This window comes from Methylophilus sp. 3sh_L (assembly GCF_046766015.1).
GTDB lineage: Bacteria > Pseudomonadota > Gammaproteobacteria > Burkholderiales > Methylophilaceae > Methylophilus.
In genome coordinates, this window is sequence record NZ_JBKOUF010000005.1 from 102,219 (window position 1) to 115,971 (window position 13,753).

At 55.1% G+C, this 13,753-nt stretch carries 9 protein-coding genes; 4 read left to right on the forward strand and 5 right to left on the reverse strand.

Translation table 11 applies throughout. From position 1 onward, the window contains the following. Positions 1-329: 329 nt before the first annotated feature. From ACIDF8_RS10960 to ACIDF8_RS10975, 4 genes are read left to right on the forward strand one after another with little or no spacing between them, the layout of a single operon-like run. On the forward strand, positions 330-1,646 hold the full coding sequence (locus ACIDF8_RS10960; RefSeq protein WP_412010651.1) for an MdtA/MuxA family multidrug efflux RND transporter periplasmic adaptor subunit: 1,317 nt from the start codon (positions 330-332) through the stop codon (positions 1,644-1,646). A gap of 15 nt (positions 1,647-1,661) precedes the next feature. Further along, a complete protein-coding gene (locus ACIDF8_RS10965) occupies positions 1,662-4,745 on the forward strand; it encodes an efflux RND transporter permease subunit (protein ID WP_412010652.1) in 3,084 nt (1,027 codons plus the stop codon). Continuing rightward, entirely contained in the window at positions 4,742-7,870 is a 3,129-nt protein-coding gene (locus ACIDF8_RS10970; RefSeq protein WP_412010653.1) for an efflux RND transporter permease subunit, read from the forward strand. Before ACIDF8_RS10965 ends, ACIDF8_RS10970 begins: the two co-directional genes overlap by 4 nt. After that, the gene (locus ACIDF8_RS10975) at positions 7,867-9,282 is read left to right on the forward strand and encodes an efflux transporter outer membrane subunit (protein ID WP_412010654.1); all 1,416 of its coding nucleotides are present in this window, start codon (positions 7,867-7,869) and stop codon (positions 9,280-9,282) included. The genes ACIDF8_RS10970 and ACIDF8_RS10975 overlap by 4 nt, the downstream gene beginning before the upstream one ends. A gap of 6 nt (positions 9,283-9,288) precedes the next feature. On the opposite strand, the gene ACIDF8_RS10980 is transcribed toward ACIDF8_RS10975, so the two are convergent. The 5 genes from ACIDF8_RS10980 to ACIDF8_RS11000 all read right to left on the reverse strand — a co-directional run bounded on the left by ACIDF8_RS10980 (position 9,289) and on the right by ACIDF8_RS11000 (position 13,747). Next, complete coding sequence (locus ACIDF8_RS10980) at positions 9,289-10,506, reverse strand: diguanylate phosphodiesterase (RefSeq protein WP_412010655.1); 1,218 nt, start codon at positions 10,504-10,506, stop codon at positions 9,289-9,291. Between the two features lie 233 nt (positions 10,507-10,739). After that, positions 10,740-11,135, reverse strand: a complete 396-nt coding sequence (locus ACIDF8_RS10985; RefSeq protein ID WP_412010656.1) for a hypothetical protein — start codon at positions 11,133-11,135, stop codon at positions 10,740-10,742. Beyond that, a complete protein-coding gene (locus tag ACIDF8_RS10990; RefSeq protein WP_412010657.1) occupies positions 11,110-12,261 on the reverse strand; it encodes a GNAT family N-acetyltransferase in 1,152 nt (383 codons plus the stop codon). The genes ACIDF8_RS10985 and ACIDF8_RS10990 overlap by 26 nt, the downstream gene beginning before the upstream one ends. A gap of 2 nt (positions 12,262-12,263) precedes the next feature. Continuing rightward, complete coding sequence (locus ACIDF8_RS10995) at positions 12,264-13,502, reverse strand: beta-ketoacyl-[acyl-carrier-protein] synthase family protein (protein ID WP_412010658.1); 1,239 nt, start codon at positions 13,500-13,502, stop codon at positions 12,264-12,266. Beyond that, entirely contained in the window at positions 13,502-13,747 is a 246-nt protein-coding gene (locus ACIDF8_RS11000; protein WP_412010659.1) for a phosphopantetheine-binding protein, read from the reverse strand. Before ACIDF8_RS11000 ends, ACIDF8_RS10995 begins: the two co-directional genes overlap by 1 nt. Between the last annotated feature and the right edge of the window lie 6 nt (positions 13,748-13,753).

Genomic DNA, 13,753 nt, shown 5'->3' on the forward strand with positions numbered 1-13,753 from the left:
GGTCAAGATTGAGCTTGGCTGTTGATACATTTCGTGACAAAAACTTTTGCACAATCATCGCACCTATTGTTAGATTAACTGCCTAGCCAATGCAGCATTCAATGCGGTGATACTGGGCAGGCCCGGTAGATAGCGCTCAGGCTTGGGCCCACCTCCATCAAAAACACTTCCCGTTTGTGATTTGGAATTTTCTTTTTCTGGAAACCCAGAATCAGACGACGGGCGCGATAAAATGCAAGTCGCGGGGGGATGATGGACCGCATGGGCAGAGGGTTGTATTTTCACAAAGATTTGTCTTTTTAACATTGAGCAAACATATTGAGTCGGGTATGTCTAATAAAAAAGCGCTACTGAACACTGCAATAGGACTGATAGTCGTGGGGTTGGCAATCTGGTTCTGGAAACATCCGCGCGCAGACCAGGCGGCTGCAACGCCCCAGGCCGAGGCGCCAGCGGGCGGGCGGCATGGACATGGCCACCATGGCCCGGGCGGAGATAAACCCACACCGGTGACCGCGGCGACGGTGACCGTTGCCGATATTCCGGTCACCCATACGGCATTGGGCACGGTGATTCCATCTGCGGTGGTGACGGTGACCAGCCGCGTGGCCGGCCAATTGATTCAGGTCGCTTTCCAGGAAGGTCAGTTAGTCAAGCAGGGGCAGTTATTGGCCAAGATTGACCCGCGCCCGTTTGAAACTGCGCTAGGACAAATTCAGGGACAGGCAGCCCGTGACCAGGCCTTGCTGAAAAATAGCCAGATTGATTTGGAACGCTATAAAACCCTGCAAGCGCAAGACTCGATTGCCTCGCAGCAGGTGGATTCGCAAGCCTCGCTGGTGCAGCAATACCAGGGCACAGTGCAAGGCGACAAAGCATCGGTAGAAAATGCCAAACTACAATTGAGCTTTACCAACATCACGGCGCCGATTAGTGGCCGCATTGGTTTACGCCAGGTGGATAGCGGCAACAACATAGACACCACCACCCCGATTGCGGTCATCAATGCAATTCATCCCATTCATGTGGTGTTTACCTTGCCGGAAGACCGGATTACACGCGTAGTTGCCCAAAGCCAGTCAAACGCAGGCTTGCACAAGCTCAAGGTGGAGGCCTGGGATAAGGGCAATACGCGCCGCTTGGCGACTGGCGTGCTGGAGAGCATTGATAACCAGATTGATACCACCTCGGGCACCCTCAAGTTGAAGGCGGCCTTCACCAATGAAGATGACCACCTGTTTCCTAACCAGTTTGTAAATGTGAAATTGTTTAGCGAGACGATTCCACATGCCAGTGTGATTCCGCTGAACGCCTTGCAGCAAGGGCCGGAGGGCGCTTTCGTGTATAAAATTGTGGCCGATAGCAAAGGTGAAAAAGTGGTGTTGCAAGCGGTAACCGTGGGCCATAGCGATGCAGAAATTGCCGCCATTACCAAGGGCTTGCAGCCGGGTGACCGCGTCGTGAGCAGCGGCATTGATAAGCTCAAACAAGATGCCAAAGTACGGGTCAAGGACCCTAACCATGCGGTTGACCCGGCTGAGCAGGCGGGCGACAGCGGGGCTGGGGATCATACAAACGGTGATGCAAATGGCCAGGCGGACGGGCAAGGCCGCAAACACAGACGCAGCGCAGCAGCTGGGGCATAAACTGCACGTGCGATCATGATGAACCCTTCAAGGCTGTTTATTTTAAGACCGGTGGCGACCTCGTTATTGATGGCCGCCATTCTGCTGGCGGGCCTGCTGGCGTATACCTTGTTGCCCAAGTCGGCCTTGCCGCAAGTGGATTACCCGGTGATCCAGGTGGTCACGCTTTACCCCGGTGCCAGCGCCGAGGTGATGGCGATGAATGTGACCTCACCGCTGGAGCGCCAGTTTGGCTCCATGGCAGGCCTGGCGCATATGTCTTCCGCCAGTTCGGGCGGCGTATCCGTCATCACCTTGCAGTTCAGCCTAAAAAACAGCCTTGATGTCGCCGTCCAGTCTGTGCAAGCGGCCATGAATGCAGCCAGTACTTTTTTGCCCGCAGATTTACCTTCTCCCCCTATCTATAACAAGGTCAATCCGGCCGATGCCCCGGTGCTGACGCTGGCGGTGACTTCGCACAGCCTGCCATTGCCCAAATTACGCGACCTGGTAGACACCCGCATGGCGCAAAAAATTGCGCAGGTGAATGGCGTGGGCCTGGTCAGTGTGGATGGCGGGCAAAAACCGGCGATCCGCATTCAGGTGAACCAGGCCGTCCTGGCGGCTTACGGGCTGGGCATGAATACGCTACGCACCGTGATAGACAGCGCCAACTCTAACCAGGCCAAGGGCAATATTGACGGTCCCTTGCTGGCCTATGAACTGGATGCGAACAGCCAGTTGCGGTCAGCAGAGGAGTACCGCAACCTGATTATCTCCAACACCGCTGACCGGCCCGTGCGCTTACGCGATGTGGCTGAGGTGAAAGAAGCACCAGAAGACTTGTACGTCTCTGCCTGGGCCAACCAAACGCCGGCCATTCTGGTGAATATCCGCCGTCAGCCCGGTGCGAATGTGATTGAAGTGGTCGAGCAGATTCGTGAGCGCCTGCCCGGCTTGACCGCTGGCCTGCCCGCCGATGTGCAGGTCAGTGAACTGACCAACCGTACGCATACCATCCGCAGTGCGCTTGAGGATGTGCAATTTGAGTTGATGCTGGCGATTGCACTGGTGGTGATGGTGATTTTCCTGTTTTTGCGCACGGCCGCCGGGACCGTCATCCCCAGCCTGACCGTCCCCCTGTCGCTGGTGGGGACGTTTAGCATCATGTATGCGGCAGGCTTTAGCATCAACAACCTCACCTTGATGGCGCTGACCATTGCCACCGGCTTTGTGGTCGATGATGCCATCGTCATGATTGAAAATATCGCCCGCCACATCGAAGAAGGCGAGACCCCGATGAATGCCGCCATCAAGGGCGCCCGCCAGATCGGTTTTACCATTATCTCGCTGACCTTTTCGCTAATTGCGGTGCTGATCCCTTTGCTGTTTATGGGTGACGTGATTGGCCGCTTGTTCCGCGAGTTTGCCGTCACGCTGGCGGTCGCCATCCTGATCTCGGCGGTGGTTTCACTGACACTGACGCCCATGCTGTGCGCGCGCTTGCTCAAACCGGTCAAAACGCCAACCGCCTCCCGCAGCGGCTTCATAGATCGCATCATCGCCCACTATGGCAACGGCCTGCGGGTTGCCTTGCACCACCAGCCGCTAGTATTGCTGATTGCGGCGGCCTCTGTGGTGGTGACGGTGACGCTGGTCATCACGATCCCCAAAGGCTTGTTCCCAACACAGGATACCGGCTTTATCCAGGTGATTACCGAAGCAAACGGGTCAGATGCCTTCAGTGTCATCAGCCGCAAGCAGCAAGCTGTAGTAGATGCGATTTTGCAGGATGCCGATGTAGAAAGTATTTCTTCGGTGGTGGGGGTGGATGGGGTCAACACCACGCACAACAGCGGCCGCTTGCTGATCAATCTAAAGCCCTACCCGCAACGCCAGGCCACCGCCAGTGAGGTCATTCTGCGCTTGCAATCTCGCTTAGATAGCGCCCCGCTCAAGCTGTTTATGCAGCCGGTGCAAGACCTGACGCTGTCTGACCGCGTCAGCCAAACCCAATATCAATACCTGTTAACCAGTACCGACCCGCAAACCTTGCAATCGGTGTTGCCGGGTTTTGTGCAAGCGCTACGCAAGCTGCCGCAACTGACCACCGTCAACCATAACCTGCACAGCGACGGCCTGCGGGCCGCCGTGATGGTAGACCGCGACAGTGCCGGGCGGCTGGGGATCACCATGGCGGATGTGGATAATGCACTGTATAGCGCCTTTGGCCAGCGCATGATTAGCACTATTTTTACCCAGGCCAACCAGTACCGGGTGATTCTTGAATCACAACCGTCATCGCAATCGGGCTTGCAAGCGCTGGATCAGGTCTACATCACCAGCAACACCGGGCGCCAGGTGCCACTGGCCAGCATTGCCCGCATCAGCGAGCAACCAGCCGCGCTGGTCGTCAACCGGGAAGACCAGCTGCCCTCAGTGGCCATTGGCTTTAACCTCGCAGACGGCTATGCGCTGGGGGATGCGGTCACGGCCATTGAAGCAGTCAAACAGCGCATGCAGTTCCCGGCCACCATCATCAGCCGTTTTCAGGGCGCAGCCGCGGCGTTTAATGCCGCGCTCGGCAATGAGTTATTTTTAATGCTGGCCGCCATCCTCACCATGTATATCGTGCTGGGGATTTTGTATGAGAGCTATATCCATCCGCTGACCATTTTGTCTACCCTGCCTTCCGCAGGCGTCGGTGCCTTGCTGGCGCTGATGCTGACTGGGCACCCGCTGAGCGTGATTGCCATCATTGGTATTATCCTGCTGATCGGCATTGTGCAGAAAAACGCCATCATGATGATTGATTTTGCGCTGGAGGCCGAGCGCCACCATGGCAAGTCGGCAGAAGAGGCGATTTATGAAGCCTGCCTGCTCAGGTTCCGGCCTATCCTGATGACCACGCTGGCTGCCCTGCTCAGCGCGGTGCCACTGGTGACGGGCGACGGCCCTGGCTCTGAGTTGCGGGCGCCGCTTGGCATTGCCATGATAGGCGGCTTGCTGTTCAGCCAGTTGCTCACCCTGTTTACCACGCCAGTCATCTACCTGATGTTTGACCGCCTGGCCCAGGCGGGTCATCGCACCAGCGGCCTCCCTACCGAGGCGACTCAATGAGCTTGCTCACCCTGTTTTTGCGCCGCCCCGTGGCCACCACTTTGCTGGCACTGGCCATTGCCTTACCCGGCATTGCGGCTTACGTGGCGCTGCCGATTGCCTCGTTGCCACAAGTGGAAATGCCCAGCATAGATGTATTTGCCCGCCTGCCCGGTGCCAGCGCAGAGACCATGGCCTCTGCGGTCGCCTCACCCCTGGAGCGTTCGCTGGGCAACATTGCGGGCCTCAACGAGATGACCTCCAGCAGCACCAAGGGCCAAACCCGCGTCAGCCTGCAGTTTGACCTGGACCGCAATGCAGACAGTGCCGCCCGCGATGTGCAGGCCGCCATTAATGCCGCCATCCCCTTGCTGCCCGCAGGCATGCAAAGCAATCCGACCTGGCGCAAGAGTGGTCCGACCATGATCATGCATATTGCGCTGACCTCTGACCGCTACAGCCAGTCCGAGCTGTATGATGTCGCCTACAGCCTGGTCGGGCAGCGCATCTCGCAGGTGGATGGGGTGGGCCAGGTCAACGTCAATGGCAGCGCCTTGCGCGCGGTCAGGGTAGAGGTCAATCCGCTCACCGCGAATCAATATGGCGTCAGCCTCGACCAGATCCGCACGGCGATTGCCAATGCCAATGCGCATTTACCCAAAGGATTTATCGAGAGCGCCAGCAAACGCTGGCAGCTGGAGGTCAACGACAGTGACCGCCAGGCAGCCGACTTCCGTGACCTGATTGTGGCCTGGCGCAATGCGGCCCCGGTGCGGCTAAGCGACATCGCCGAGGTCAAAGATTCAGTACAGGAGCTGCGCAGTGCCGGTAGCGTCAACCAGCGGCCGGGTGTGGTCATCTCGGTGAATAACATTCCCGGGGCCAATATTGTCGCCACGGTCGACAACATCAAAGCGCTGTTACCCAGGTTGCAACCCTTGTTGCCACCAGGGATTAGCATGCAGGTGCTGCTGGACCGCAGCACCATCGTGCGCAAGTCGCTCGAAGAAGTGGAACACAGCCTGCTGATTTCGATCGGATTAGTGATCGTAGTGACATTTGTGTTTTTAAAAAGCGGGCGGGCCGCACTCATCCCCAGCATCGCCATTCCGGTGTCATTACTAGGCACGCTGGCGGTGATTTACCTGTGCGGGTTTAGCCTCAATAACCTGACCCTGATGGCGCTGATTATTGCCACCGGCTTTGTGGTGGATGATGCCATTGTGGTGGTAGAAAATACGGCTAGGCACATTGAGCATGGCCTGAGCCCTTTGCAGGCCGCACGCAAGGCGGTGCAGGAAGTCTCCTTTACCGTCATTGCCATGAGCCTGGCGCTGATTGCCGCCTTTATTCCCCTGCTGTTTATGGATGGCGTGGTCGGACGCATGTTCCGCGAGTTTTCGATCACGCTGGCCAGCGCGGTCATCATTTCACTGCTAGTATCCCTGACCTTAACACCGGTACTCTCATCCAAACTATTGCGGCCGCATGCCGCCAATGCGCCCAAGCGAGATACGCCGGAGAACGATGCCCCTGCCAGCCAGCATTCACCCGCGCTGTCCTGGCCAGCATCGGTTTATCAACGGGCGTTACGCGGGGGACTGCATCACCGCCGTCTGGTGTTATTGCTATTTTTGGTGGCAATCGGCAGCAATGCTTACCTGTATAGCATGGTGCCCAAAGGCTTTTTCCCGTTACAGGATACCGGCCGGCTGCAAGGTAACTTTGAAGGCGACCAAAACCTGTCTTTTTGGGCCATGCGCGACAAAGTCGCTCAATTCATGCAAATCATTGCGCGCGACCCAGATATTGAAGCCTATTACGAATATACGGGCGGCTTTGGCGGCGGCCAATCCAATACCGGCATGCTCAATGCACGCCTCAAGCCCAGGGCCGAGCGCCAGGCCTCCGCACAGGACATTGTGGACCGCTTGCGCCCGCAGTTGGACCGTGTTGCCGGCGCCTCATTACGCTTGCGGCCACAACAGGAATTCAATATTGGCCTGCGTCCAGGCTCAGCGGAATATCAATACACCCTGCTCTCCAGTAGCGTAGACGACTTGCGCCAGTTTGCGCCCAAACTCAAAGACGCCATGGCAAAATTACCACAACTCACCGATGTCTCCAGTGATGCGCAAGACAAAGGCCTGCAGATCAACCTGGTCGTAGACCGGGATGCCGCTACACGCCTGGGCATCACTCAGCAGCAAATTGACAGCGCCTTGAATGATGCCTTTGGCCAGCGGCTGGTCTCCACCATTTACGAGCCGCTTAATCAATATTATGTGGTGATGACGGTCGCCGCCCGCTTTGCACAGGGGCCAGAATCTTTGCAGAATATCTACCTCCCCAGCTTGAAAAACCAGCGCATTCCCTTAGCCAGTTTTGCCCACTGGCAGCCGGTCAACACCCCGCTAGCAGTGAATCATCAGGGGCAGTTTGCTGCGGCCACCGTCTCATTTAACCTGGCCCAGAGCTATGCGCTGGATGCCGCCAGCCAGGCGATTGAATCCAGCTTTGCTGCGCTGGACCCGCCGGAAAGCATCCATGGTACTTTTGCGGGGAAAGCAAAAGCCTTTCAAGACTCGATGAATAGCCAGCCCTGGCTGATTCTCACCGCCGTGATTGCCATCTATATTGTGCTGGGCATGCTGTATGAAAGCCTGATCCATCCGCTGACTATTCTGTCGACCTTGCCGTCCGCTGGCATCGGCGCCTTACTGGCCTTGCTCTGGTTTGGCAGTGAGTTGACCATCATCGCCATGATAGGCATTGTGCTGCTGGTCGGTATTGTCATGAAAAACGCCATCATTATGATTGATGCGGCGATTCATTTGCGGCGCGAACACGCCCTCTCTGCCGAGGAAGCCGTCAGCCAAGCCTGCCTGCAACGTTTGCGGCCGATTTTAATGACGACCCTGGCCGCCGTACTCGGGGCGGTGCCCTTGCTGCTCGGTGTAGGCGATGGTGCAGAAATCCGCCAGCCGCTGGGTATTTCTATCGTCGGTGGGCTACTGGTAGGACAACTGCTGACCCTATTTACTACCCCAGTGGTGTATCTTTACCTGGATGATGCCGGGCGTTGGCTAGGTCAGCGCTTCGGCATCGCCGTGAACTCAAATTCTTTAAATAATCAAACGGTATGAACTTAGTCAAAGTGTGCGGAGTGGCCGTGGTCGGCCTGATGATACAAGGATGCAGTGTCTGGCAAGACTATGTGCGCCCACGCATGGAATTGCCGGCGCAATTTAAAGAACCGCCACCTGCAGGCTGGAAAGTGGCTGAGCCCGGTTCACCGGAACTGTCTGCCGCCTGGTGGGAGCGTTACAATGACCCGCAACTGACGGCCTTGCTCGCGCAAGCCAATCAAGCTAACTACAGCATCCTGATTGCGGAAGCCAATTACCGGCAAGGCTTAGCACTGGCCCGCGCCAGCCACTCCCCCCAATTGCCTGCACTGAATGGGCAGGCAGGTGCCACCCGCGGGGAAACCACCAATACCACAGGCGTGCGCAGTGATTACAGCGTCGGCCTCAATGCCAGCTGGGAGATGGACTTGTGGGGCAGGATCCGCAACAGTGTGATTGCTGGGGAAACCAATGCTGAAGCCACCGCCGCCGACTTGGCTGCGGCAAAACTCTCTGTGCAGTCGACGCTGGCGCAAACTTATTTTCAGCTCAGGATTCTGGACTCACAAAAGCTGTTACTGGATAACACGGCTAAAAGCTTTCAGCGTTCGCTGCAGCTCACGACCAACCGCTATAACGTGGGCCTTGCCTCGCGTACGGAAATCAACCAGGCCGAAACGCAATTGCGCAACACGCTGGCCCAGTCCATTGATATCACCGCTTCGCGGGCACAGCTGGAACATGCCATTGCCGTGCTGATCGGCAAATCGCCCGCTGAGCTGTCCATTGCCCAACAACCTTATAAGGACGTGACCAATTTATCCCTGCCGGCGGCCAATACTGGCCTGCCTGCGAGCCTGCTGGAGCGCAGGCCAGACATCGCAGGTGCAGAACGCCGCGTCGCCTCTGCCAATGCGCAGATCGGGGTGGCACGGGCGGCGCTGTTCCCGACACTGACGCTAGGGGCGACGTTTGGCTATGGCAGCAATAGCTTGAGTAACCTGCTTTCGCTGCCTAACCGCCTATGGTCACTTGGCCCTGGGCTGGCTGGGCCAATCTTTGATAACCAGTTGCGCAAATCGAACACCAATGCCGCTATCGCCCGCTACGACGCCAGCGTGGCAACTTATAAACAAACTGTGATTAATGGCATGCGCGAGGTAGAAGATAACCTGGCCTTGTTGCGCATTCTGGAGGCGGAGGCCAAAGAACAGGAAACCGCCGTCAAGTTTGCGCGGGAAGCGGTCACCCAAACTGAAAACCAATATCGCGCGGGCATTAGCTCATACCAATACGTGGTAAACGTACAGTCCACCCTGTTGAGCGCAGAACGCAACTTGCTCACCATCACCGGGCGCAGGCTGAATGCCTCAGTGGCTTTGATGGTAGCACTGGGGGGCGCTTACGTGCAGCCCCAGTCTAACTATTAAGTCTAATTATTGACTCTGAACCGGCCACTGGATAGGCGCCACACCGTTGAGCATGGGTTTGGCAAATAAAAAGCCTTGAAACAAATCGACGCCGGCAGATTGTAACCAGCACCATTCCTCCATGGTCTCTACCCCTTCAGCCACAATGGTGATGCCCAAGGCATGGGCACACTCGACCATGGCCCGCACAATCGCCTGCTTGGGACCATCCTGATGGATATTTTCCACAATCAAGCGGTCCACTTTTAGCTTTTCAGGCTGGAACTTGGACAGCAAAGTCAACCCGGCAAACCCGGCGCCAAAATCATCAATGGATACGCTAATCCCTGCCGAACGTAACTCTTTGATCGCCGCCTGAAAGTCTTCAAAGTTGCTAATCGACTCTTGCTCGGTAATTTCGACAATGATTTGCTGCGGCTTGAAATCAAATTGTGCAATGTAGCCGAGGAGTTTTTCAACGGCATGGGGAACGCGGATCAAAGACATCGGTAACAGATTGAGCGCGAGCTTGACGGCACCCAGCTGCATCTGCGAGGCCAGCGCCAGCGCGTGCTGTTTGGATTCGAGGTCAAACGCATACAATGCTTCCGGGCTTAAGCCCTCAAAACAGGATTGCGGTGAACCGCCACTCGGGCTTCTGATCAGGGCTTCGATTGAAGAAATCAGGCCAGTGAGCGGTGAAATAATCGGTTGAAATGCAAATTGACAAGCTGCAGGGGGAATTAAATTCAGTTGAATCGGACGAAAAGGTGACGGACGCGACTCTAATTGCCATGACTGTACAGGCGGATGCAGGTCACTATCATTCCAGCGTGAACTGGCAAACGCGGTAATCAGCTTAATCACACGGTCGTGGCTGGGCAGGCTATTGGTGCTTTCAAACGTCGCGCCCTCGGCTAACAATTCATAAATATCTTGACCATACATCTGTTGTACATCAATACAATACATCGACCAGCCGCCAAAACGCCGCGTGGGAGAAAAGTCATCCATGAGTTTGACGACATTGCGGTGCCTGTCATCTAAGGTGATCAGCTGATACAACAGCTTGATCGCAACATCCGGACCTTCGAGATATTGCAGGAAGTAATCCCCGTCATAAAGTAACACACCAGAAATCGCATTTTCTTGATTCTTTTGTGCGGCAGCCTCCACCAACTCAGTGAGCTCATCACTAATCAACTGCTTGACTGAACGACTTTTATATACAATTACCGTAAACATATTTACTGCAAAATCTATTTTATACACATACAATATACAGCTAAAAATTTAACTTAGCATAAAAATATTATCTATATTTTGAAAATTATTTACAAATTCAAGAAATATCAATAAAGACGGTGGCAACAAAGGGAATACTTTTGTTGTAAACCTGCATAGGTCTCTGTTGCATGCACAGGGCAAATCATCTCAGAGAAGCATGAGTGGGCTGCGACCGCAAACGTTTGCAGGCTTTAGCTCAGGCTGGAAATAGTTGCGCCCAGGGTGATCAAACCGATCCCCATAATTTGCGCTATGCTCAGATGCTCGGCAAACAAACAGACTGAGACTAAGGGCACCGTGGCATAAGCAATGCCTGAGATCAGATGCGCCTTGGAGAGGTCAGTGCGCGACATCAGCAGCATCCAGCAGCAAAATGCCACCAGCAACAAAAGTACGCCCCCCACCAGCGCAGGCTGTACCAATAGTGAGGCTGCAAAGGCAAAAAAACTCTGCCAGCTTTCCAGCGAAGCCGCGCCCACCTCCAGCGAGGCCATTTTGAACAAGACCTGGCTAAAGGTATCGCAAAAAATAAGCAGTGCAAATAACCAGCCTACGCTGGGGCTAAACGTGCTGGTCAAAGTTTTCATAAGCAAGCAATTTTGCCAGGCAGGCCAGCGGTTGATTCAGGAAACGGTTGGTGTGTTTAAACAGCAAATAGGTGTCTTCAAGCTCGGCACCCAGTCTTTTCTTCACTTCATAGGAAGCCTGGCCACTTTGGAATTGAGTGATGCCATCGCGCAGGCACATCTCGATGTTATAAATCCAGCTTAAAAAGTAAATATTGTGCTCAGCGGCCACCGGTTGGTGCATGCCTATATATTTATCCATCAGGGTGTGGCCGTTATGCAGCAGCATGTTAAACGCAATCAGCTTACCGTCGAGGTAATACAGCACAAAGCGGGTATGCTCAGGCATCAGGCCTGCCACAAACTCAAAAAAGCTGCTGGTCAGTTTTTCGAACTTCAATTCGCTGCGCTCATAGGTTTCCAGATACAGCTGGTAGATTTCTTCCAGATTGGATGGCATCCCCTGCACTTCGCGGATTTCAATCTGCGAGCGTTTTTTCAGTTTTCTGCGCAGGTCTTTACGGGTGGCGTAACTCAAGCTGGCGAAATACGCCTCCATGGAGTCGAATGCAATCTGATTAACGGCGACCGGCATGTTTCTGAGTGTGCTGTAGCCCAGCGCATTGAGCGGTGCGCCTATTTTTTGCAGGTCACGTGCCAGCACGTCTTTAAACGCAATCACTGAAGCCCCTGCCTTGGCAGCGATTTTTTGCAACTGCGCATTCAGGGCTTGCATCATGGCTGGATCAAACGGATAGTCAGGATGCAAAGTCATTTTGCAGGCATCAGTGATCGGTGAGCCGACACACAGTAATTTGACGCGCATCAGGAACGGAATGCGCTCACGGATATTTTGCAACAAAGGCTTCAGGCGCCCTTGCACCGTCGTGTCCAGGTTGTAATCGGTGATAAAAAACGGCGCCAGGCAAACAATGACCTGGTTTTTCTTGACCGCCAGGTAACCGGTCTTGAAGCCCTGTACATTGGCGGAGTCAAACGCCAGATGCAAGCGATAGCCTTCCAGGTCGTCCTTGAGCAGCGTCTTCCAGGTTTCCTCGGGAAACTTAGCGGCACTGTAGCCCACTTCGACATCAAACACAGGCGTTTCGGCACTGAGGTTGGAATCCATATATAAGGCAGTTTGCATGATTAGATCTTTCTCAAAATAAGGACACCACTGGTGCCACCAAATGCAAATGAGTTACTCATGACAGTCTCAAGACGCGGGACGGTTTGCGCCTGGTTGGGCACATAATTCAAATCACATTCAGGATCAGGCTGGTTTAAATGCATGGTGGGTGGCAAGGTGTTTTCCTGCAACGCAACCAGTGAGGCGACCAGTTCCACCGCGGCGGCAGCGCCCATTAAATGACCATGCATGGATTTGGTGGAGCTGACCGGAATCTGCGCTGCGGCCTCGCCAAACACTTGCTTGATTGCACGGGTCTCGGTCACGTCATTGAGCTGGGTACCGGTACCGTGTGCGTTGATATAGCCAATCTGTGCCGGATTGAGGCCAGCATCTTGCAGCGCTTTTTGCATGGCCAATGCCTGCCCCTCGACCGAAGGCTGGGTCATATGGCTAAAGTCATTCGAGGTGCCAAAACCAACGATTTCGGCCAGGATATGCGCGCCGCGTGCGCGGGCATGCTCGTAAGTTTCGAGTACGACCACCGCAGCGCCCTCGCCAAGCACCAACCCGGTTCTGTCTGCAGAAAACGGTTTGCAGGAGGCTGAAGCGGTTTGCGGGTCTTCTTTCGCCAGCGTGCGTAATGCTTCCCAGGCCTTGATGGTGCCAAAGGTGAGCAAGGCCTCACTGCCGCCAGCCAGCGCGGCTTCACAGCGTCCAAAGGCAATCTGTTTGGCGGCTTCGCCGATGGCGATCGCCGCAGAAGAACACGCAGTAGAAATGGTTTGATTCGGGCCAGCCAGCTGGTATTTGGTCGCAATTTGCGAGGCCGCCGCACTGTTCATCGCCATGAGGACGGTAAATGGTTTAAGCCGGTTCAAGCCCTGCTTGAACAAGCGTGCATAGCCTTCTTCGGTGGCAGCCGCGCCGCCCATGCCTGTGCCGATAAAGCAACCGAGCATGTCTGGGCTGAAGGCAGCCAAATCAATCCCAGATTGCTGCAAGGCTTGCTCAGCGCTGTACAAGGCAAACTGGCTGACCCGGTCGAGCAAAGCCAGCTCCTGGCGGCTAAAATGCTGTTCGGGTTCAAACTGGCACTGGGCAGCAATGCGCGTTTCGAGTTGCTCGGCAAACTCGGCCTTGAGCGCACCAATGCCTGACACGCCATTCAACAGGTTTTGTTGAAAGGTCTTCACATCGTTGCCTAGCGGCGAAACGATGCCCGACCCCGTGATCACCACCCGGCGCGGCATGCTCATTATGCACTGGCCCCGGTTTTGAGTAAGTCGTCCAGCATGCGCACAACGTCATCCACGGTAGCAATCTCTTCGGAAGGGTTAGGCACCTTGATGCCGTATTGATCCTCTGCCTGGAAGATAATGTCAAAAATATCCAGCGAGTCCAGGCCCAGGTCAACCAGTTTGCTTTCTGGTGTAATCGTCTTCTGGTCTATCTCCAGCTTGGCGGCAATCAGGCCACTCACCACTTCAAATGTATTCTGCATAAGTAC